We start from the raw sequence: 22,318 nt of genomic DNA on the forward strand, positions 1-22,318 counted from the left end.
CGTCAAGGATTCTGAGGGAAATTGGCTGGATCGTTATGTATATCTATTTCGCTTTGTGGTATAGGAAATAATAGCCGGGCTGGCGTAAGCGCCGGCGTAGTAAGATTATATTCGTTTTTCAGGTGTGCCTGCATAATGGCCAGTCCTTTTGAATAACGGACCAGGTCAAACCAGCGGTTATTCTCAAAGGCCAGTTCTACCCTTCTCTCTGCAAAAACCGCATCCCGGAAAGTGGCCTGGTTAGGCAGGTCTGCCGGTGTTTTATCGCCCAGTCCGGCGCGGCGCCTTACCTGGTTAAGGAAGCCAAAGGCACTGTTGGCGCCGGTAGCAGCGCTATACCCCTGTTCGTTCAACGCCTCTGCCTGGAGCAGCAGGATATCGGCATACCGCAATACCGGGAAACTGCTGCCGCCATCACCGGTAGCACCGGGAGGATCTAAATATTTCTTTACATAATTACCGGGCTGCGTAGTAGTGGCATTCTTATACGAAACGGTGTCCAGTGAGGCAATCAGCCTTTTGTCCCCGGCTTCATAAGCCGACACAATATCATGTGTGGGGCGGTTGTTGTTAGATCCCCCATAGGCGACACCGTTATAATAGAAAGAAAACGGCACCATGTCGGTGAAGTAGTAGTTGCCTTCAGAGGGATTCAATCCTTTTTTAAAACGGATGGTAAACAGCACTTCCGCGTTGATACCGGCAGCCGGGTTATACAAGGCCGCGTAATCCGGCAACAGCGTATACCCGTTCACGTTTTTCAGCACCGTGGTGGCATCATTCCATTTCTTCTCCGTAACATATACTTTTCCCAGCAACCCATTGGCACTGCCAGCGGTTACCCTCCCATAGTCGTTCACGTTAGTATACACTGCAGGAAGCAGGGTGGCGGCGGATTGCAGGTCTTTCTCAATTTGCGCATATACTTCTGCAACGTCATTCCGCTTATCGTTCAGCGACTCGGTAGTGGTTTCCACCCTTGTTACCAGCGGTACTTTGCCATACAACCGCACCAGGTCGAAGTACACAAATGCCCGCAGGAAAAGGGCTTCGCCCCTGAATTGTTTTTTGGCCGAATCCGGGATAGCGGCAGCATCTATCTGGTCCAGTACTGCGTTAGCACGGGATATCGTGAGATAGGCGCCTGCGTATACATCGGTCAGAAATGGATTGGTAGTGGTTTCGGTGAACAGGTCGATCTGTGAAGCCACGCCGCCTAATGCGCCGCGGTCAAGGATATCGGTGTTATCGCTTCTTACTTCCATCAGGTAGTAGGCCGACTTACCGTAGCTGCGCGTGTTCTGCAATCCATCATAGATAGCGTTTACACCCTGCTGGAAATCGCCGGTGGTTTTAAAGAAGGTAGCCGTGGTTTGATTGGATACCGGCGGCAGGTTGATGAAATTTTTACTGCAGGAAGTGATGACCGTTACCAGCGACAAGCCTGCTATTGCTTTTATAATATTTAACTGCATAAGTTCCTGTTTTTAAAATGAAAGATTAATACCTGCGGTGAATGTTCTGGGCAACGGATAGGTACCGTAGTCCTCCCCTTGCGACAAAGGCGCATCGGGCCGTGCATTCACTTCGGGGTTATAACCGGTGTAGTCCGTCCAGGTATAAATGTTTTGCCCCGACAGGTACACCCGCAGGCCCTGGATCTTATTATTAAACAGTCGCTGGTTGAACGTATAACCAATCGTTAAATTACGTAAACGCACATACGAACCATCTTCCACGAAGAAGGAACTCGGCTGCGTGCTGTTGCCGGTGGTAACCCTGTTGGGCCGCATGGAATTGCCATCACCGGGATCTGTGGGTGATTTCCAGTAACCGATTTCTGCGATCATCTGGTTGGCATTCCCTTCACTATTATACAGGAAACGACGTTGCAGGTTCATCACTTTATTACCTTGTGAAGCCTGTAATGATACGGTGAGATCAAAACCTTTATAGCGGAATTCGTTGGTGAGTCCCCATATAAATTTTGGAAAGTAGCTACCAATATCTGTTCTGTCGGACGCATCAATTTTCTTATCGTCTGTTACGTCAACAAACCTGCGATCGCCGGGTTTGGTGCTTGCATAATGCGGATAGGCGTCTATTTCCGCCTGGTTTTTGAATACGCCGCCATTTACATAACCATAAAAACTGCCAATGGGCGCGCCCACTTTGGTGATGTACAACTGTGAGATGGTACCGTTACCACCGTCGGAGATGATGGGTGCATTATTGGCGCCGAGTTGCAGTACTTCATTTTTATTTGCTGCAATATTAAAGCTGGTGTTCCAGGTAAAAGCACCGGTAAAGTTGCGGGTAGTGAGACTGAATTCCACACCGGAGTTGCGCACCTTACCAATGTTCTTCAACGCTTTACCAAATCCGGAACTCAGTGGTACCGGTACTTCCAGCAGCAGGTTGGAAGTTGTGGCGCGATAGTAATCGGCGCTCAGGTAAACTCTGTTGGAAAGCAAACCGATATCCAGGCCGGCGTTGAGCTGCACCGTTTTTTCCCAGGTGAGGTCGGGGTTGGCTGGTTGCGCCAGTCCCACGCCATTTACCGCGGTGCCGCTTCCGTTGCCTAATACATAACCGTTGGAAGCCAGCAGATCATATGCTGCGTAGTTGGCAATCTGGAAGTTACCGGAAGTACCATAACTTACCCTGGCCTTCAGTTCGGAGATGGCTTTTATTTTAAAGAAAGATTCGTTGCTGATGAGCCAACCGCCTGATACTGCGGGGAAGTAGCCCCACTTGTTGTTGGCGCCGAAACGGGAAGATCCGTCGCTGCGGATGCTGGCCGACACAAAGTATTTATCGTCGTAGTTATAGTTAACCCTTCCCAGGTAGGAAAGCAACGACCACTGCGATTCCGTGGAGGTGCCGCTGGTAATGGTGGCGGCATTCAACGTTTGTACGGCATCGTTAGGGAAGCCGGTACCATAGGTTTCGTTGGCTTTGGTGGTATTCTTCTGGGAAGTATATCCTGCTAGCACATCAAACCGGTGTTTGCCGCTGATATTGAATTGGTAGTTCAATGTGTTTTCCCAGAGCCAGTTTACAGATAACGCCGTTTGTGCCGATCCTTTGGGGATAGTAGGCGCCGCCTGTTGGATGGGCCGGTAGCTTCCCAGTACGGAAGGCCGGAAATAATTCCTGCTAAAGTGATTGATATCTGTACCAAAGAAGGTTTTAAATTTCAGTCCTTTGATGAATTCATATTCTCCCCAGGCGCTGCCCAGGTTACGCACGTGATCCAGTTTATCTTTGATCTTTGTTGCCAGCGCTACCGGGTTTTCACCGCCGGAGTAGCCATAGGCCCATACGTTCTGCCGGTTGGTGGCCAGTGATCCATCGGGATTATACACCGGGAATACCGGCGAGGCTTTCAGCGCGTTACTGAGGATACCGTCAAAGGTCCAGGGGCCTTCGCTGTTGATGAGGTCATAATGATCAAAAGTGGGGTTAACGGTAACGCCTATCTTAAAACGGGAAGTAAGTTCCGCAGTGAGATTGGCTCTCAGTCCATACCGTTTATAGCCGGAGCCCAGGATGATCCCCTGCTGATCGAGGTAGTTGCCGGAAATGTAATACTGGAATTTATCGTTGCCGCCGGAGGCCGACAGGGTATGGTTTTGAATAGGCGCTGTTCTGAACAGGGCATCCTGCCAGTCGGTGTTGGTGAGACCGGGGTTACCTGCGAGGTAAGGCAGTATTTCCGGTGCGATCTGGTAATTGGAACCGCCCCTTGTGGCGTTATCATCCGTGATGCTGCCGGAAGGTTTAAAATCCAGGTAAGCGTTGTTCTTGGCATCGAAGCTGAACTTGGACCACTGATAGGCATCCATCAGCTTTATTTTTTTACTCACCTGCTGAAAACCGGCGTACATGCTGTATCCAAAGGACGGAAGACCGTTTGTTTTCCCTTTTTTGGTGGTGATGAGCACTACGCCGTTGGAAGCGCGGGAGCCGTAAATGGCGGCGGAAGAGGCATCTTTGAGAATGTCTATAGACGCAATATCATCGCTGTTTAAAGTGCTGAGCGGATCAGGGGATTTCTGGAAAGATGCCTGCCCGGTGATGTTTACCATGTCCGTAGCTCCCTGTAAGTTTTTCAGGTCGTTCGACAATGGAATACCATCGATCACATACAGCGGGTCGATGCCTGCGGAGATGGAGTTCAGTCCGCGGATACGTACGCTGATGCTGCCTCCCGGCGCGCCGGTATTCTGTAATACCTGTACCCCTGCTACTTTACCGGCAATGGCCTGTTCAAAGCTGGTTACCGGCTGGTCCTTCAGATCGGCAGCCCGCACAGAGGCTACGGCGCCGGTGATTTCCCTCCGGCGTTGCACGCCGTATCCTACCACTACCACCTGGTTAAGCGAGGAACTGGATTCTTTCAGGACAACTGCCACCGGCTGGTTCTCCCGCAAAGTAATGCTGCCCAGCTGCGCAGGCTCATAACCGATAGAGGTAAACCGGAAGCTGTAAGGGGCGCCAACCACCAGGTCGGGAAAACGAAAGGTACCACCGGCATTGGTTTGCGTGGATACCGTGGTGCCCGAGGCTTCATTTTTGGCGGTGACGGATACGCCCGGCAGCGCTTCGTGCTTTTCATTTTGCACGGTACCGGTAACGCCTGTACGCTTTTCCTGTGCAACCAGGTATAAGGGAGTTAATAACATAAGAAGCAATAGTGTGCTTCTCCATTTTTCTTTTAAAGAACGAAAGTAAATAGAGTCCATAGGTGATTTTTGAGGCCCTGTGCAGGTTGTTGCCATGCCTGCATTCATACAGGCACCGTTTCAGATACCTGTTGATTTACCAGGGCCGGTTTATAAAACAGCGGACCATTCATTGGCCGGTGATGCGATATTAGATTTTCAGTTTACAGCGTTAAAAGTAACAACAAGTTTTTAGTCTACCAAATCAATAGACTAACATCCCCGCAGTTATTTTGCGGTAGATAAATTTATCGTGTTGCGGATTGCCCCTATCAATTTAACTCATTTAACCCGGGGAAAAGGGAAAACATTGCCTGTCCGGAAATGAACACTTCTCCCGTAAAAACGGACAACGTAATGGTAGTTGTTATTACATTACGTGTTGATAACCAATAACCAGAAGATTGGCATTTTCTTAGCGCGGAAATAGCCTCAACATTCTTCTATGTTCGGCAACCAATTTAAAATCGCGTGGCGGAATTTCCGCAAGCATCTCACACATGGCCTGTTAAACCTCACCGGTCTCACGCTGGGGCTTACCGGTTGTTTCTTTATTACGTTGTATGTAACTGATGAATACAGCTACGACCGCTGGATACCGGGGCACGAACAGGTGTACCGCGCCGGCATGGAAGTAAAAACCCAAACCAATGATGTGATTGCCTTTGCCCAAACATCAGGTTTCCTGCGACAGGCACTGCTGGTATATCCGCAGGTAACAACCGCCACAAGGATCTTTGAATACGGCAGCAATACAGCGGTGAGCAGCAACAGCGGTGCGCAGAAAAAATTCAATGAGAAAGGCATCTACTTTGCCGACAGTACCCTGCTGGAAGTGCTCCCCTATCCTTTGCTGGCAGGTGATGCCCGCACCGCGATGAACAATGCGGATGGTATTATGCTCACGGAGGAAAAAGCGGAAAAATATTTCGGGAAAGAAAATAATGTCAGTACCTATCTCAATAAAATATTAACCATCAACGAAAAGAACTACCGGGTAACGGGTGTGCTAAAAAATGTGCCCACCAATACTTATTTCCGGCCGGATTTTGTTATTTCCACGGTAAGCGTCCGCAACGAACAATGGTTCCGGCGTAACATGGAAAACTGGCACGGCACCATGACGCATACCTTCTTTAAATTAAGACCCGGCGTGCAATGGGAAGCCTTTGAAAAGCAGATCAGGAACATCGCCTACCAGTATGTGGGCGATGAAATAAAGGCTAACAACCAGGTATATACGCATTTCATCCAGCCGCTTACTACTATTCACCTGCATTCAAACCTCCGGTATGAGCTCAGTAAAAACAGCGATATATTATATGTGCGGGTATTGTCTTTCGTAGCGTTATTCATCCTGCTGATCGCCGGCATCAATTTCATTAACCTGGCTACTGCCACCGCCAGCAGCAGGGCTAAGGAAGTGGGCGTAAGAAAGGTGATTGGCGCCAACCGCTCCCAGCTGATGCTGCAGTTTATGATTGAAGCGCTGATGATGAGCGTAATGGCATTCGTGCTTACGGCTGTTTTAATAGTCGTGCTGCTGCCTTCTTTCAATCATATTGCAGATAAAACTTTTACGGTGTCACAGTTGTTCCGGCCATCGCTCATTGGCGCGGGTCTTGGCATCAGTGTGGGCATCGGCATACTGGCCGGCATCTATCCGGCTATTATACTTTCAGGATTTAACCCCATGCGTATTATACAACGGTATGGTGCGCAAAAGAAAACGCATTCGCTGCGCAATGTGCTGGTGGTAACCCAGTTTGCTATTTCCATCCTGCTCATTGTAGCCACCATCGTGGTGCACCGGCAGCTGCAATTTATGAAAAGCTTCGATCTGGGCATTGACCAGTCGCAGGTACTGGTGATTCCCGTTACCGGGAAAGATGCCACTGCCAATATTAAAACGCTCCTCGAAAAATTCCGGGGACAGGCAGACGTGATTTCAGTAAGCGCCTCCGGTAATGTGCCCGGCCAGGAGTTTGGCAATAACCTTTTCCGGCTGAAAGGCGACCAGACAAAGCAAACCGACACCAGGCTGCTGTCGGCCGACAATGAATTTTTCCGTACTTATAATATCCGGTTGCTGGCAGGCAGGTTAGTTAACATGACGCCGGACACCAGCCAGAAAAGCGGCGATATCATGATCAATGAAGCGGCCCTCCCCTTCTTTGGCTGGAAGAAACCCGAAGATGCGCTGGGGCATGAATTTGATTACGGATGGGGTACTGTATGCGGCGTATATAAAGATTTTCATTTTACTTCGCTTCAACGCGGGGTAACGCCGCTGGCCATTTTTTATGATCCTTACTGGCTGAATTATATCAGTGTGAAGATGAATACCCGTAATGCGGCTGCTACTGTAGGGAGACTGGAAAAGACGTGGCAGTCGGTGGTTCCTTCGCTTTCTTTCAATTATTTTTTCCAGGATGAAGCATTTAACCGGCAATACCTGGCGGAACAACGACTGGGATCACTGTTTATGGTCTTTGCTTTGTTTGCTATTGCCATTGCATGTCTTGGGCTATTTGGCCTTGCTTCTTTCACGGCTGCACAGCGGACCAAAGAAATTGGTATCCGGAAAGTGTTGGGCGCCAGCGTAACGGGCATTGTAAAACTGTTGTCGAAAGATTTCCTGGCATTGGTGGTAATGGCCGCCGTTATTGCATTTCCGGTGGCCTGGTGGGCCATGAGCAGCTGGTTACAGCACTTCGCTTATCGCGTGCCGCTGAATGCGTGGGTATTTATCGTCGCCGGCGGAGGCGCCTTGCTGATTGCCTTGATCACGGTTAGTTTCCAGGCGGTAAAAGCAGCGCTGGCCAATCCAGTGAACAGCCTGCAGGCAGAATAATTGCGGCAAAGGCCTGTACTGTCTAAGTACGGGCCTTTGCTATCTATTTTGTATAAAACACGATATCGTCGCCATCCGGTTCACTGTCTGCCAGCTGTTCTTCCCAGCCTGCGGGCAATTTAAAGATGGTATGTAAGCCGCCCAGCAGTTCCAGCCAGCCGCTCATTTCATCGGACACTTCCAGGGTTTCGCCCTCCATTGTTTTAAACACCAGGAAGGCTGCTTCTCCGGGGTACGCATATACTTTGTATCCGGCAATATAGGTTACATCATCCCAGAAGATAGTGTTATCAATATCTTCATCATATTTCACATAAAGTGTCCGTTCATCAAATTGTATATCCATAGTGGTAAGATTATTTAGTTTGCAGTAATGGTAAAACTTACTTTAAACAACCGGCTGGCGCCGGCATCATTGTCTGATACCAGGTGAAGCGTGAGGATGTTATCCTGTACGCTTTCCAGGCAAATACCTTCTATCTTCTCTCCTTTGAAAGCGGGATCTGCTGCTGTTAAATTGAGCATGCCATCCGGCGTAAGGGTGGTTTGTGATAATTTACGGGAGATATTACTGATCCAGCCAATATAGCTGTCGCCGATAGCGCCATCGTCGTAAGCATTGGCAGTGGCTTCGGAAGAAAAGGTACACAGTAACAGGTCCTTTTCCGCCACGTAACAAAGTTCCGATATGCCGGTAAATACAGGCGTTGGCGTTAGTAACGTAAACGGTACTACGTTAACCGCCGGTGATGCCTGTTCCCAGAAGCCGGGGACCGTTAGCACCAGCTGGTTCTGCGGCCAGGTGTCGTTACCGCGGTTACTCAGCAGCAACGTATTGTTTACCACGGCGGCACCTTCTATATTCAGTTCATTGATCCCGCTGTTGAGCAGTTGCGTGGTAAAATCCGGCGGATAGGGAATAAACTGCATAGCGGCGGAGTCGCCATCCGGCAGCGGCAGCAGCATCAGCTGACGGCGCTTTTCCGTTGCCAGGGAGCCGGAGGCCATGAGGTAGGTTTTACCATGCAGGTTAATCAGTGCGGAAGCCTCATAGTCGGCCTTTTCCGCTTTTGCAATGCGCTTGCCGCTGATGCCGGGAATGGGAATACTTTTAATGACCTGGTACTCCTTATCCAGCACCTGGATACAGGTGGCATCATCTCCTATGAGATACAACCTGCCGTCATGAAATTCCACTGCGGAGGCAGAAGGAAAATCGGGCAGCAGCAATGTGCAGATGAGTGTGATGACCCCTTTCATGCTATATGTGATTACTTTAAACTGCTCACTACTTTCTTAATGGCCTGTGCCCAGAAGGTTCCCAGCACTTCCGCGCCTTTTGCATTGGGATGCAGCTGGAAAACGCCTGCTTTTCCCTGCTCCTGGATAAACAGTTCCGGGTGCTTCTTAAAATAGTTAAACCCGTCGCGATAACCGGTGAATACCTGGTGTGGATGGCTGGTGCGGTAACTGGCAACAATAGCGTCCAGCACCGGGAAATAAGACTGCAAACGGGCCTGTCCTTCTGCGAGGTAACGGGAACTGTTTTGTGTGTTGGCACTATACCAGGTGGGATGATGCAAAATGATGATACAGCCGGGATAGTTGGTGAACAGCTGGTCCAGTATGGCTTTTACATTTAACCGGTACTGCTCCGGCGACACCGGTGACCCGTTGGGGCCTTCTATGGCGCTGTCGTTGGTGCCTAGCACCATAGAGAACAGGAGGATCGCGTGCTGATCGTTTTTAAATGCATCTGCTGCCGCTACCACGTTATTGAATAAACGACCGGTAGCTGGTAGGAAGTCGACCGTAGTAGAACCGCTTACGCCCTGGTTGCTGTATTGGATCTCCCGGTCCGGCATCGCATGTTTCAGCCATTCCCAGGCCTTTACCGGGGGCGCTTCCTGCAACGGGTGTTGTAGGCCGCCGCCTTGTGTAATGCTGTTGCCGATAAACACGATATCCAGCTTTTTCTTTTGCGCTGCCGCGCCGGCAGCGGTGAGTACCAGGAAGCAAAGGGCGACAGATAATATTCTCATCATGATATAAAAACTTTCAAACTTGTAAAATAACACCTTCACCTGAGAATAAAACATTTTTCCTGAAACACTTTTCCCGGAAATAAATTTTTGCGTAACCAAATGGTTACTTATATTTGTAACCGAAAGGTTACATAACTTAAAAACAATTACCGTGAGAAGAGATGTATTTCAGGCAATAGCAGATCCTACCCGGCGGCAGATCATCGGGTTACTGGCCAACAGTTCTCTGAACCTCAACGCCATTGCTGACAACTTCGATATCAGCAGGCCGGCGATTTCCAAACATATCCGGATACTAACGGAATGCGGGCTGGTCACCATCCGGCAGGATGGTCGTGAACGCTTTTGCAGCGCAGATCTCAGGCAGTTAAAAACCGTGGCCGACTGGACAGCCCAGTACCATGAATTCTGGACACAGAAACTGGATGCATTGGAAAACTACCTGGCCAAATCACCTAAGTCCCGCAGGAAAAAACAATAGTCATGTCAATCGTTCATCAATAAAAAATCCACCATGAGTAACAAACCACTGGTATTCGAACGTACCCTGGACGCCCCCGTTAATGCAGTATGGGAAGCTATTACAGACAAAGACAAAATGAAGCAATGGTATTTTGATCTCGCGGCATTTAAGCCGGAAAAGGGATTTGAATTCAGCTTCACAGTAGAAAAAGACAACAAACAATATGTTCATCTTTGTAAAATCACAGACGTGATACCAGGTAAAAAACTCAGTTATACCTGGAAGTACAAAGGCGAACCCGGCGAATCGGAAGTAACGTGGGAGCTGTTTCCCCAAGGTGGGAAAACCAAACTGGTGCTAACGCATACCGGCATTCACAGCTTCGCAGCAGCGAATGATCCTGCCTTTGCCGCCAGCAACTTTAATGAAGGCTGGACTTATATTCTTGGTACCTCTTTACCTGCATTCCTGGAAAAAGAACAGGTAACAAATTAAGTGCAACGCCTGATGGAACGATGTTTCATCAGGCGTTTCCTTTATTCTGCCACGGTCACGAGCAATGGGGATTCAAACATGCTTACTGGCGAAATAATTTTCTCCGACAACGGGATATTGTTTCCGTAGATCTCTTTCATTTGCTGCTTTACCGCCGCACTGCCCAGGTCAAAATCTTTCAGCTGCTGCAGCTTGCCTACTTCGAGGCCGGTTCCTTCTTTATAAATTTTCCAGACCAGTTCAGAACAATAGATCCGTTCATCGGACCAGCCAAAATAGAAGTCGTAGTCCTTGCCATTGTATTGCTCCCCTGCTACTTTCATTTTAGCCACCACTTCTGGTGTGAGCACGGTACCAGCATCTTTCAGCCGTTTTATTACAAAATGCCGGCCCTTTCCCCTGTTAATCCATTGCATCAGCGGAGTATATCTTACTGGTTGTAAGGCCTCATATACAAACCACTGATCATCTCTCTTAAAAATTATTCCGCAATGACTATATTTGGAATGTGTTGCCTGTTGAATAGCTGTGCTCAGATCTGACTGGGATACCTGGAAAATGATATCCCCTTCCCGGACAGCCGGAAATGTAGCTGTTAATTTTTTGGAGAGATGTTTGCCCGTGAAAATATAAGACGCCGCCAGTAAGGTACCCGTTACAATGGTGAGCGCCAGTACTGTAAGTATAATTTTTTTGAGACCTGACATAAACCCGAATTTAAGTAAAAATAGATCCTATTATTATATAACCCATAGAAAATGAACGACATACTTATCGTGCCGGCTATTACAGCTGAAGTGGAACTGTTACAGCAGATAGCCCGGGAAACCTTCCAGGAGAGCTTTGCAGCCGACAATACACCGGAAAATATGAAACAATACCTGCAGGAGAATTTCAGTATTGCCAAATTATCTGCAGAGCTGAGTGAGCCGGATTCGGAATTTTATTTCGCCATGCTCAAAAATCAGCCGATCGGGTATATGAAAGTGAACTTCAGATCTGCACAATCTGAGTTGTACAACAGCCGGGCGGTAGAACTGGAACGCATATACGTTTTAAAGTCGCACCAGGGGAAAAAAGTGGGTCAGCAGCTGTTCAACCAGGCCATGACCCTTGCCATGGAAGCCCGCGCTCCTTTCCTGTGGCTGGGTGTATGGGAGCACAATACCAAAGCCATTGAGTTTTACCGTAAAAACGGCTTTACCGATTTTACCACGCATCCGTTTCAGCTGGGAACTGAAATGCAAACGGATCTTATTATGCGGTTAAACCTGCCGCTGCATAAGCTGCAATAAATTTATTTCACTATATTCGATACCCTTTTTCATTTTCAAAGCGCGGTTCATGAGTCATTTCCCGGTTTCCAGTTCCAATCTCTCCGCGCCGCACCTGGCGCTGTTCGTGCAATCACACTACAACGTGGCGGACAGCGCCGACTGCCATCTCATTAAATCAGGCGTGAACGATACTTACCAGGTGACCACTTCCGCCGGCAAATATATTTTCCGCGTGTACAGTCTGCATTGGAGAACCCGCCTCGATATTTCCGAAGAGCTCCGGTTGTTGCTATTGCTTAAAGAAGGCGGCGTCCCGGTATCGTGGCCACTGGCCGACAAACAGGGCGGCTTTATACAAACCCTCCCTGCACCGGAAGGCGAACGGTATGGCGTATTATTTTCTTTTGCAGAAGGAGAAAAATTACTGCACTATGATGATGAGTTACATGTAAAAGCCGGTATGGTGATGGCCCGCATGCACCAACTTACACAGCCCGTTACCCTGAGCAGGGTTATTTATACCGCGCAAAACCTGCTGGTGGAACCATTGGAGTTGCTTAAAAAATTCCTGCCGGCCGATACCCCTGAAATGATGTTCATGGCTACTGCACAGGCCCATCTTTTACAGGTGCTGAAAGATGCCGATCTGGCTGCCATCCGGCAGGGCGTGGTGCATATGGACATCTGGTTTGATAATATGAATATCCGCCCGGACGGGGAAATTACGCTCTTCGATTTCGACTTCTGCGGAAACGGCTGGCAATGCCTGGATGTGGCTTACTATATCCTGCAACTCCATAGCCTGATCCGCGATATGCCGGAGTGCCAGGTTAAAATAGACCGTTTCCTTGAAGGTTATACGGCTATCACCCCTCTCAGTGCGGAGGAGCAAAGACTGATCCCGGCATTGGGCGTATGCATGTATTTCTTTTACCTGGGTGTTCAGTGCGACCGGTATCACAACTGGTCTAATTCTTTCTTAAACGAAGCCTATCTTAAAAGATTTATCAACGTGCTGGTAAAACGGTATTACGACCTGTATCTACAGAACGCATCACTGGTAAATCCATAACAGCAAAGGACGGGAAGAGGTATCTATATAAGGTTGCAGCGTGTCGAAATAAGCAGGGTTCAGTGTAGGACAGCCATCGCTGCGGCAAATACCCTGATCCTGTGCAGCTGCGGGCACACAGGCGTGGCTGTGCAATACTACAAACCGGTCGAATGCACGACTGTTGCTGCTATCCAGCCCATATAATTTATACGCTGTGCCAAACCGGCCACTATACTTGCCGCCTATACGATATTTCCCAAGTGAAGAACAGCGGCTGCCGGATACATTGGAAAACACCACCTTTTCCGCTCTGAAATCCGGTCCCTGGCCATGCGCCACCAGGCCGCTGCTTTTTATTTTATGATGCAGCAGATCGTAACAGATAAATCTTTTGCCACCGGAAAACACGCTAAAATCTACCAGGAAAGCGTAACAGGTATTATAACCATGTTTCACGGCATACTGTTGCAACGCTTTTGCCTTTTCGTGCAGCCGTGCTTCATCAGGCGCCATTACAAGCTCCTGCGGAGCAGGCAGCAATGATGGTATTGAATGTGTAGTGGTATTTTTTTCTTTACAGGCGGCAAATAAAAGTGCTGCCAACAGCAAAACGCTCCATGCTTTGAACCGTATCATGCTTGTCAGATGCAGCACCACACATTTTCCATAAGCATCCGTAAAAATTGCGATAATCCGCTTTTATCTCCCTTAATTATTAAAACAAAAAAAATCCAGCAGTAAAAATCCGGCTAATCAGTATAATCAGCGTAATCCTGAGCCAAGACAAAATCCGCGCTATTCCCAGATATCTTTGACATGAATGAGGATCGAGTAACGGCCGGTGGGAGGATAATGACCGATGTGCAGTTGCGTTTCATCAAAGGGCTGCGGCAGTTTATCTGCGTATTGCAGGTATAATTCCTGTACCACTGCAATGGCTTCTGCCTTATTTTCCACTACCCATGATTTAGCGGTCCTGTTATTATCAAACTGCTGGTTAAAGGCTTTCCGGGCAGATTCGGTTTGTTCAAAAGGCACTACTTTCAGCGTCCACACCTCTCCTATCTTTTCAGGTTGTGCGGGTGTATCCAGGTTGATCTTAAACCTTTCTAATCCCGCAGGATCCAGGGCACGCATGATATCCATCGCAACTGACATAATCATAATTTTTTCTGACCGCAATATTACAACTTCCGGGTGTTATTCAGCGCCTTTTACGTTCATACGGATCGTATAAATGCCTTTACCGGCGGTGATGAACAGGATGTTGTTATCTTTCCCGCCAAAACAGGCGTTGGCGGTCCATTCTGCCGGCACGTGGATCTGCCCGATCTGTTGACCGTTTTTGTTAACGACGGTAACGCCGTTTCCACAGAGATAAAGGTTGCCTTGTTCATCGAGTGCAATGCCATCCGTTGTTTTCTCCGCCATGAGGTATTGACCGGTTAAACGGCCATCTGCCTGTACGTTATAGCGGTAAACTTTGCCGTCGCCGATATCTGCTATGTATACCAGCTTTCCATCGGGCGTACCGATAATACCATTAGGCTTCTTAATATCTGCCGCGGCTACCACCGCTTCTTTTGCGCCGGGCGCCAGGTAGTAAACATTTTCTTCTTTCATATCGGGTTTCCTGCGCAACCAGTAATCACGCTGATAATAAGGATCCGTGAAATACATACCACCGCCAGGGGCCACCCAAACATCATTGGGACCATTGAACTTATGACCGCCGAAATTATTTACCAGCACTTTTATTTTTCCACTGGGAGAGATGGACCACAACTCGTATTGCTCATCTGCACACGCTACCAGGTTGCCTTTCCCATCAAAATACATCCCGTTGGCCCGGCCTGCTTCCTTCAGGAAAACAGACAGCTTCCCTTTGGTATCATATTTCCAGATCTTATTGTTAGGCTGATCTGTAAAATAGATATTCCCTTTTTTATCGGCCGCAGGGCCTTCTGTAAAGTCGAATTGTTTTGAAACCAGCTTCAGCCGGGCATCTTTAGCCACTGTGGGCGGAAGGGTATCTTTTGTAACCGCACCTGCACCAAGGTAGCAACAGGTAGCCAGTAGTAACGTGGAATAAAATTTTAACCGCATAGTGCTCCGTCAATTTTTACAATTGTAATCAATCCTGCGGAGAATTTTTCAAAAAATGATGGAGAGAGGGGCTGGTGGAGGAGATCATATTTATTTACAGAGCCGGCTATGTAAATAGCCCGCCTATAGGTAAACATGATATTGATTTTTTGGGGTAACCAACGCTGGATGACATTTTACCCGATTTTAGAATGGCGTTCTATTCCGGTATGGGGATGCTACTCCTATGGAGAAAGGTCGTACGTTGATGGAGCGAAATTATCGTGATTAATGGCAGGGACATAGTACAAAAGCGACATCTTTTGCTTTATTCCATTATTTTATGGAGCCGTATGGTGTTGGTGAGTTCCTGTTCATGCATAAAGGAAGGGGTTATGCCCGCAAATTTTTTGAAGTCGCGGATAAAGTGCATCTGGTCATAATAACCACTTTTGTAAGCAATTTCGGTCCAGGTTTTCTCGGGAAACAGTTCTTTCAGTTGATAGGCTTTACAGAAGCGGATAAGCCGGGCATATTGCTTGGGTGGCATTCCCAGCCGTTCGGTACATTTCCGTTCAAACTGCCGCAGGCTGAGGCAGGCAAGCGACGCCAGGGCTTCTATCGTTCCGTTACCGCCGGTGGTCACCAGGGCAGCCATTGCTTTGTCCAACGGCAGGATCGGCTTTACCTGGGATATTTTTTTAAGCAGATAAAACTCAACGATACTTATCATGTGCCCCCAATCGTCGGCTTCTTTCAACCGTTCGGTGATTTCATCAATTTCATTACCCATCAGCAGGCGGGTGTCAAAATCCTGGTCATATATTTCAGACATGGGAATCCTCAGCAGGCGGTGCAGGCCACCGGGTTGAAAGCCTATGCACAGCGCCAGGTGGCGGCGTCCCATATCCAGGGTTACCGGCTGCTCCTGCGGCCCGATGGTCACACAAACGGTTTTGGTTACATAGTCGCTGTGACCGGCCTTCAATACTTTGATAGGATCTTCCAGGTAAAAAATAATAAACCGCTGATAGGCGGGCACAAACCTGTAAATGTTTGACAGCGCCTTGTTTTGGCTAAAATCTATTTCGTAGATGCCAAAATAACTCACGAGATCCCTCAGGGCCGGATGTGGTTTGTAACTTTTTGATTTCATGGATGTGTGCGGCTATAGGTGCTCAGTACTGTGATCCGCTGAAACAAATATATACAAATATTAAAAAAGACAACCAATGCTACCTATAAGCGTTATCTTATACGGGTTAATTTTATTTTATATTTAAAGATGAAAATTGCGATGACCGGAGCTTCCGGCTATATAGGCAGTGTGCTGGTGCCGCTGCTTTTATCCGAAGGTCATACCCTGCGGTTGCTTACCCGGAAACCGTTGCCGGAAACCACCCCGGAGGGCATAACTTTCGTACAGGGGGAGCTGTTAGCCGAAGCGGCTATCCGCCAGCTCGTAGCAGGTGCGGATGCTGTGATACACCTGGCGGCAGTCATTTCGGTAGATGACCGGCCCGATAAAACCCTTTTTCACATCAATACGGAGGGCACGCGGCTGCTGGCCGCCGCCGCACAACAAGCCGGCGTTAAAAGATTCATTCACCTCAGTTCCGTTACTGCTTACAACCAGGCGCCCTATGATGAACCGATGAATGAAAGCCGCGGCGTGGTAAATACCACGCGGCACGGTTACGACTATTCCAAAGCGGTATCGCAGGCCATTGTGCTGGAATATAACGGCAGTGGCATGGAAGTGGTGGTGCTGGCGCCAACAGCCATAATGGGGCCGTTCGACCGGCAACCATCGCTGATAGGTAAAGCCATCATTAATATGTATAAAGAAAAAATACCGGCTCTTTTTCCCGGTGGTGTTGATTTCGTTGATGTAAGGGATGTGGCCGGGGCCATTGCAAGCGCATTAACGCGGGGAACCGCCGGCGCTGTATACCTTCTGAGCGGCGAATGGGTATCACTCGTGAGCCTGAACAGGGAAGTTGGCCGGATAAAAGCACGGCCGGTAACGCTGCGGGTAGTACCTTTATGGCTTGTATTCAGCATGCTGCCATTTGTGAGAATGCTGGCAGTGATCAGCGGCGGACCGCCGTTCTATACGCGGCAGTCGGTGTACAACCTGATTTACAGCAACAAAAAAATTGATCATTCAAAAGCCGCTGCTGAACTCAATTTCCGGCCGCGGCCTTTTACGGAAACCCTTTGGGATACCATTGATTGGTTCAAACAAACAGGCGCTATCAAATGATTGACTATTTACCATCACCAGGTTATGTTGTTTTTGTTTGTTGCTGGGCGCTTACCGGTATTGGCGCGGGCATTTACCTGTTACGCAGGGAGGCGCCTTACGGTCGCTACAGCAGCGATAAATGGGGGCCTATGATCTCCAATAAACTGGCCTGGCTGCTCATGGAAGCCACCGTGCTGGTTACCTTCCTTATATGGATCCCGCTCCGTACTTTTCCATGGCGTTCCCCCGCCGGCGTTATGGTGTTGCTTTTCCTGCTGCATTATGTACACCGCAGTTTCGTATATCCGTTTATGATACGTACCAAAGGCAAAAAAATGCCGGTGGTGATTATGTTGTCGGCCATGCTGTTTAATACCGTGAATGGTTCCCTGCTGGGCATCTGGTTTACCGCTTTTAACCACTATCCCGACAACACGTTTTTTACACCGTCGTTTATCACCGGCCTGTTGTTGTTCCTGGCGGGTATGTTCATCAACTGGTGGTCGGATTATCAGCTGATACACCTGAGGAAAAAAAATGAAACCGGTTATAAGATACCACAGGCGGGGCTTTTCAAATACATCTCCTCTCCTAACCTGGCGGGGGAAATTATTGAATGGGGAGGCTTTGCATTGCTTACCTGGAGCCTGCCGGCGCTGGCCTTTTTTATCTGGACCTGCGCCAACCTGGTGCCCCGTGCAATGGCCAACCACCGCTGGTATCAGCAACAATTCCCGGAATACCCGGCCAACCGGAAAGCATTACTTCCTTTTATCTGGTAACAACCCGCTTATGGCAAAGAAGTACAGTCAGTTTAAAGCAGCATTGGTGATGGCAAAAGCCAGTCTTATTGCTACGCTCCGAAGCCCTACTTCCGTTGTATTTGCCCTCCTGTTCCCCGTTATTTTCGTTACGGTTTTTGGCGCCATGGTAGATAGCACCGCTGTAAAAGTAAAGATCCGGCTATCGCCGCACAGCGACAGCGCCAATCCCATGTATTCGGCCATTAAAGCCATCCCTATCTTCGACCTCTCCTATGGCAGCGATTCTGCTGCGATGCTGTCGGATCTGAAAAAAGGAAGGATCGCCGCCGTGCTTTATCTTCATGCGCCCACCGTGGTAAACGGCCTGCCGCAGTTCCGGACAGACCTGCTGGGAAGCAGCGCCGTAGCGGATAAAATGCCGCTGATCCAGGCAGCGCTGCAGGAAGCGGCCAGCAAAGTAAACCAACGCATACTGCCGGATCAGCCGGCGCCGGCATCCATACAGGTGGTGAATATACCCGGACGGGTATACCGCCAGATAGATTTTATTTTACCGGGACAACTGGGCTTTTCTTTACTCATGGCAGGCGTATTCAGCTCTGCGTTCCTCCTGTTTAACCTCCGGCATACGCTGGTACTGAAACGCATATACGTAACGCCGGTGAGCCGTGCGGCCATCTTGTTGGGTGAAATGCTCAGCCGCTTATTATTCCAGGTCATCTGCTTTATTATCATTACTGCGCTGGGATACTTTGCATTTCAGTTTACGTTGGTAAACGGGCTCCTCACCTTTATGGAAATGCTGCTGCTCTCTGTTTTTGGATTGGTGATTTTTATGGGCATCGGTTTTATTATCAGCGGCATTATCCGCAATGAAAGCTCCATTGCGCCGGTGGCTAATACGCTTACCGTGCCACAGATATTACTTTGCGGATTATTTTTCCCGATAGATAATTACCCGGTATGGTTGCGCACTTTTTGTGAATTGTTGCCACTAACTTTTTTTGTAGACGGGTTACGCAAAATTGCCTTTGAAGGTTTGCATATCTGGCAGATACCGCTGCAACTCGCGGGCCTGATCGTATGGGGTATACTTATTGCCGGGTTATCGATCCGGTCGTTCAAATGGGAATAACAAATTGGCGCAACTGCCCCTTTTATTGTCGTATCCGGCCACCTCTTTCTTTACAGCAGCAACTTAACTTTATGGTATCTTATTAAACACAAATAAAAAATAAAAACATGGCAGCAGTTAATCCTTACCTGAATTTCAACGGCAATTGTGAAGAGGCTTTTAATTTTTACAAAGCTGTTTTTGGCAAAGAATTCCAGACATTCACCCGCTTTGGAGAGATGGCGCATTGCGCGGAAGGCGAAGAAAATAAGGTGATGCACGTGGCGCTACCACTCGGTAAAGATTCTTTCCTGTTTGGCAGCGACAGGCCCGGCGCATATGGCAAAGGGACCCTGGGCGACCTTTTCTTTGTGGCTATTGCGGCAGAAAGTGAAGCGGAAGCAGACAAATTGTTTAAAGGTTTGTCGGAAGGCGGCCAGCCCACCATGCCAATGAACAAGGCTCCCTGGAATGCCTATTTTGGCATGTTAACCGATCAGTATGGCGTGTCCTGGCTGATTAATTACGACTATGCCCAGAAAGGCTGATTCCCGTTTAAAAGAAAATAAAGCAGCCGGTTCACTCCACTGAACCGGCTGTTGCATTGTGACAGGTATAGGACAGCATTTCTTTTATTTGTTGACAATTAGTCCCGTCAGTTGTTTATCCAATTGCTCGCCACGGAGGTTTTTTGCAATAATTTTACCGTCCGGCGCAATCAGGTAATTGGTAGGTACACCCCGAACACCATACTGGCGCGCTACCGCGTTATCCCAGTATTTAAGATCGGATACATGCACAAAGTCCTGCAAACCGTCTTTTTCAATGGCGCCCAGCCAGGCAGCCTTCTTCCCCGGCTGATCCAGCGATACGCTCAGCACCACGAAGTTTTTATCATGGAACTTCTTATAGGCAGCCACTACATTAGGATTTTCTGCACGGCAGGGTCCACACCAGGAAGCCCAGAAGTCCAGTAACACATATTTACCCTTGAAGTCCGATAACTTCACGGGCTTGTTGTTGATATCATTCTGGGTGAAGTCCGGCGCAGGCGCTCCGATGCCTAATGCCTTTTCAGTTTCCATCGATTGGTAAAACTCCTGGCCGGCGGGGCTTTTCTTCAGCGCAGCCGTGAGACCATTGTACATCGGCGTTAACTCCTTCAGGTTCATATTATTCATCACCGCCAGCTCTTTCAGCGCTACAATGCTGAAAAAGGAATTAGGATTTTCGCTGATAAACCTGCGCTGTAAAGCTTTCTTTTCAGCAATGGCAGCATGGAAGCGGGTATTCAGGTTATTGGTGAAAGCGGTATCATTTCTTTGCGCTTCGGTAGCCGCTCCAAAATCCTTGTTGATACCTGCCATAGCAGTATCATAGGCTGAAATAAACAATTTGTAACGGTCGTGTTCTTTATTTACCGGGGAACCGGTGATCACCGCATCGCTGATATTATCGCTGCCGGCAATGGTAAAAGTGGTATTATCCAGGTAAAGCAGGCGGCGGTCCATGTCCGGCCCGTGGTTACCGGTGCCTTTATGATCCACCATCAGCATCGCCAGGTAGGGCGATTTCAGCGTGCCTTTAAATTCAAACATGCCATTTTTGATAACAGCCGAGTCGAGGAAGGTTTCCCCGTTCACGCGCCGGTCGAGATAAGCTTTGGCGCCGGGTTCCACCTGCCCCACTTTACCTTTCAGTGTGTATGCCTGCTGTGCAAAGGTCATGGCCGGCAATGCCAGTGCTCCTATTAACATCCCTATTTTCATAAATTAACTTTAGATAGTTGGTATATGAAGACATAAAGCAGGAAAGCACCGGAATCTTAGCGTCATTCCTGTTTTTTTTATTCCACACAGTGGCGCCTGCGCGGCTTTAACAGTAGTTAACATTGTCATAATAAACTAATTAGCCTTACCACCGTCTAATACCCCGTAGCCAGCTACCGGATAATTATCGCCGTTTTTTGAACAATACAATTGAACGGATAGTTACTCATAGTACCTGATTGCTGTCTGTATTATTTAAATGAACTGTAAAATGCTATGAGTAGATCTACCATTGCGCTCCTGCTGTTGCTGTTATGTGCCTGTAAAAACAAGAAACAAGGGAACACACAAACCGCTGTAAAGCCTTACCCTGTGATTGTACTGCAACCTAAAAACGCTACTATCAATGCCGACTATCCCGCTACCATACAGGGTATCCAGAATATTGAGATCCGGCCAAAGATAGATGGATATGTGGATGCCATCTACATCGACGAAGGTGCTACTGTAAAAAAGGGACAGTTGTTGTTCCGTATCAGCGCCCCGCAATACGAGCAGAATGTAAACACTGCCCAGGCCAATATCAAAATAGCGGTGGCAGATGTAAATGCCGCACAGATGCAGCTTAACAAGGTAAAGCCCCTGGTGGAAAAGGATATCATCAGCGCCTATGAACTGGAAGCTGCGGCGTATAACCTGCAGTCCAAGCAGGCAGCGCTGGCACAGGCCCAGGCGGCGTTTAACAACGCCAAAACCAATTTAAGCTACACCACTATTTACAGTCCGGCCGACGGCGTGGTAGGCATCCTGCCTTATAAAATAGGCAGCCTGGTGAGCAGCACCACCGCCAACCCGCTGACCACCGTTTCCAATATTACCCAGATCTACGCCTATTTTTCGATTAACGAAAGACAGGGACTGGATTTCTTCCTCGCCTCAAAAGGCGCCACCATGCAGGAAAAGCTGGCTACCCTGCCACCGGTAACATTGGTGCTGGCCAATGGCATTGTGCTGCCCCGCAAAGGGCGCGTGGAAACTGCCAGCGGTTTAATCAACCCCTCCACCGGTGCGCTCAATATGAGGGCCACCTTTTCCAATCCGGATGGGTTGGTACGCAGCGGCAGCAGCGCCATTGTAAGGATCCCCCAGCTGATAGATACCGCACTGCTGGTACCGCAAAAGGCCACCTTCCAGATCCAGGGTAAACTGTTCGTGTATGTACTGGATGCAGATAACAAAGTAAAATCAGTAGACATAGGCTCCAATGCCAGCGCTGCCGGTCAGTCGTTTGTAGTGCAGCATGGCGTGAAAGCAGGCGATAAAATAGTGGTAGACGGGATCAGTAACCTCCGGGAAGACCTGGTGATCAAGCCACGCCTGGTAAACGCAGACAGTGTTTACAACAGTCTCTGATCCATTTAAA

Annotated in this window: 21 protein-coding genes; 10 read left to right on the forward strand and 11 right to left on the reverse strand. The window is 48.6% G+C overall.

The features are described from left to right. Window positions 1-2: 2 nt before the first annotated feature. A complete protein-coding gene (locus QFZ51_RS19820; RefSeq protein ID WP_429048238.1) occupies window positions 3-1,475 on the reverse strand; it encodes a RagB/SusD family nutrient uptake outer membrane protein in 1,473 nt (490 codons plus the stop codon). A gap of 12 nt (window positions 1,476-1,487) precedes the next feature. Continuing rightward, the gene (locus tag QFZ51_RS19825) at window positions 1,488-4,688 is read right to left on the reverse strand and encodes a SusC/RagA family TonB-linked outer membrane protein (RefSeq protein ID WP_429048240.1); all 3,201 of its coding nucleotides are present in this window, start codon (window positions 4,686-4,688) and stop codon (window positions 1,488-1,490) included. A 484-nt stretch (window positions 4,689-5,172) separates the two neighbouring features. Here QFZ51_RS19825 and QFZ51_RS19830 point away from each other — a divergent pair, with 484 nt between their 5' ends. Next, entirely contained in the window at window positions 5,173-7,581 is a 2,409-nt protein-coding gene (locus QFZ51_RS19830; RefSeq protein ID WP_429048241.1) for an FtsX-like permease family protein, read from the forward strand. Window positions 7,582-7,624: 43 nt separating this feature from the next. On the opposite strand, the gene QFZ51_RS19835 is transcribed toward QFZ51_RS19830, so the two are convergent. Genes QFZ51_RS19835 through QFZ51_RS19845 form a run of 3 tightly spaced genes read right to left on the reverse strand, consistent with a single transcriptional unit; the run spans window position 7,625 to window position 9,626 of the window. Then, complete coding sequence (locus tag QFZ51_RS19835; protein WP_370910820.1) at window positions 7,625-7,927, reverse strand: hypothetical protein; 303 nt, start codon at window positions 7,925-7,927, stop codon at window positions 7,625-7,627. A gap of 14 nt (window positions 7,928-7,941) precedes the next feature. Beyond that, the gene (locus QFZ51_RS19840) at window positions 7,942-8,841 is read right to left on the reverse strand and encodes a DUF6929 family protein (protein WP_429048243.1); all 900 of its coding nucleotides are present in this window, start codon (window positions 8,839-8,841) and stop codon (window positions 7,942-7,944) included. Window positions 8,842-8,852: 11 nt separating this feature from the next. Continuing rightward, the gene (locus QFZ51_RS19845; RefSeq protein ID WP_429048245.1) at window positions 8,853-9,626 is read right to left on the reverse strand and encodes a GDSL-type esterase/lipase family protein; all 774 of its coding nucleotides are present in this window, start codon (window positions 9,624-9,626) and stop codon (window positions 8,853-8,855) included. A 151-nt stretch (window positions 9,627-9,777) separates the two neighbouring features. Here QFZ51_RS19845 and QFZ51_RS19850 point away from each other — a divergent pair, with 151 nt between their 5' ends. Continuing rightward, window positions 9,778-10,107: an ArsR/SmtB family transcription factor gene (locus QFZ51_RS19850; RefSeq protein WP_429048246.1), complete on the forward strand. Its 330-nt coding sequence runs from the start codon at window positions 9,778-9,780 to the stop codon at window positions 10,105-10,107. Between the two features lie 33 nt (window positions 10,108-10,140). Continuing rightward, window positions 10,141-10,584, forward strand: coding sequence for an SRPBCC family protein (locus QFZ51_RS19855; RefSeq protein WP_429048248.1), 444 nt, complete (start codon window positions 10,141-10,143; stop codon window positions 10,582-10,584). Window positions 10,585-10,625: 41 nt separating this feature from the next. Here the strand turns inward: QFZ51_RS19855 and QFZ51_RS19860 are convergent, their stop codons facing one another. Further along, complete coding sequence (locus tag QFZ51_RS19860) at window positions 10,626-11,291, reverse strand: YiiX family permuted papain-like enzyme (protein ID WP_429048249.1); 666 nt, start codon at window positions 11,289-11,291, stop codon at window positions 10,626-10,628. A 51-nt stretch (window positions 11,292-11,342) separates the two neighbouring features. Between QFZ51_RS19860 and QFZ51_RS19865 the strand changes: the two genes are divergently transcribed. Both QFZ51_RS19865 and QFZ51_RS19870 read left to right on the forward strand, forming a co-directional pair. After that, window positions 11,343-11,879: a GNAT family N-acetyltransferase gene (locus QFZ51_RS19865; RefSeq protein ID WP_429048250.1), complete on the forward strand. Its 537-nt coding sequence runs from the start codon at window positions 11,343-11,345 to the stop codon at window positions 11,877-11,879. Between the two features lie 49 nt (window positions 11,880-11,928). After that, the gene (locus tag QFZ51_RS19870) at window positions 11,929-12,933 is read left to right on the forward strand and encodes a phosphotransferase enzyme family protein (protein WP_429048251.1); all 1,005 of its coding nucleotides are present in this window, start codon (window positions 11,929-11,931) and stop codon (window positions 12,931-12,933) included. On the opposite strand, the gene QFZ51_RS19875 is transcribed toward QFZ51_RS19870, so the two are convergent. The 4 genes from QFZ51_RS19875 to QFZ51_RS19890 form a co-directional block, all read right to left on the reverse strand. Next, on the reverse strand, window positions 12,916-13,551 hold the full coding sequence (locus QFZ51_RS19875; RefSeq protein ID WP_429048253.1) for a murein L,D-transpeptidase catalytic domain-containing protein: 636 nt from the start codon (window positions 13,549-13,551) through the stop codon (window positions 12,916-12,918). The genes QFZ51_RS19870 and QFZ51_RS19875 overlap by 18 nt on opposite strands. Before the next feature lie 159 nt (window positions 13,552-13,710). Then, on the reverse strand, window positions 13,711-14,073 hold the full coding sequence (locus QFZ51_RS19880) for a hypothetical protein (RefSeq protein ID WP_429048254.1): 363 nt from the start codon (window positions 14,071-14,073) through the stop codon (window positions 13,711-13,713). Between the two features lie 42 nt (window positions 14,074-14,115). After that, complete coding sequence (locus QFZ51_RS19885) at window positions 14,116-15,021, reverse strand: SMP-30/gluconolactonase/LRE family protein (protein ID WP_429048255.1); 906 nt, start codon at window positions 15,019-15,021, stop codon at window positions 14,116-14,118. Window positions 15,022-15,328: 307 nt separating this feature from the next. Continuing rightward, window positions 15,329-16,156: a helix-turn-helix domain-containing protein gene (locus QFZ51_RS19890; protein ID WP_429048256.1), complete on the reverse strand. Its 828-nt coding sequence runs from the start codon at window positions 16,154-16,156 to the stop codon at window positions 15,329-15,331. A gap of 129 nt (window positions 16,157-16,285) precedes the next feature. Here QFZ51_RS19890 and QFZ51_RS19895 point away from each other — a divergent pair, with 129 nt between their 5' ends. From QFZ51_RS19895 to QFZ51_RS19910, 4 genes are all read left to right on the forward strand, one after another. Beyond that, complete coding sequence (locus tag QFZ51_RS19895) at window positions 16,286-17,266, forward strand: NAD-dependent epimerase/dehydratase family protein (RefSeq protein ID WP_429048258.1); 981 nt, start codon at window positions 16,286-16,288, stop codon at window positions 17,264-17,266. Further along, window positions 17,263-18,030 (forward strand): DUF1295 domain-containing protein, encoded by a 768-nt coding sequence (locus QFZ51_RS19900; protein WP_429048259.1) that lies wholly within the window; start codon window positions 17,263-17,265, stop codon window positions 18,028-18,030. Before QFZ51_RS19895 ends, QFZ51_RS19900 begins: the two co-directional genes overlap by 4 nt. 10 nt (window positions 18,031-18,040) lie before the next feature. Beyond that, window positions 18,041-19,147: an ABC transporter permease gene (locus QFZ51_RS19905; RefSeq protein WP_429048260.1), complete on the forward strand. Its 1,107-nt coding sequence runs from the start codon at window positions 18,041-18,043 to the stop codon at window positions 19,145-19,147. A gap of 107 nt (window positions 19,148-19,254) precedes the next feature. Beyond that, a complete protein-coding gene (locus QFZ51_RS19910) occupies window positions 19,255-19,674 on the forward strand; it encodes a VOC family protein (RefSeq protein ID WP_429048261.1) in 420 nt (139 codons plus the stop codon). Between the two features lie 84 nt (window positions 19,675-19,758). Here the strand turns inward: QFZ51_RS19910 and QFZ51_RS19915 are convergent, their stop codons facing one another. Continuing rightward, window positions 19,759-20,895 carry a redoxin domain-containing protein gene (locus QFZ51_RS19915; RefSeq protein ID WP_429048263.1) on the reverse strand — a complete coding sequence of 379 codons (1,137 nt, stop codon included), beginning with the start codon at window positions 20,893-20,895 and terminating at the stop codon, window positions 19,759-19,761. A gap of 276 nt (window positions 20,896-21,171) precedes the next feature. Between QFZ51_RS19915 and QFZ51_RS19920 the strand changes: the two genes are divergently transcribed. Continuing rightward, entirely contained in the window at window positions 21,172-22,308 is a 1,137-nt protein-coding gene (locus tag QFZ51_RS19920) for an efflux RND transporter periplasmic adaptor subunit (RefSeq protein ID WP_429048264.1), read from the forward strand. Window positions 22,309-22,318: the final 10 nt, after the last annotated feature.

Source organism: Chitinophaga sp. W3I9 (assembly GCF_050434025.1).
Lineage (GTDB): Bacteria > Bacteroidota > Bacteroidia > Chitinophagales > Chitinophagaceae > Chitinophaga.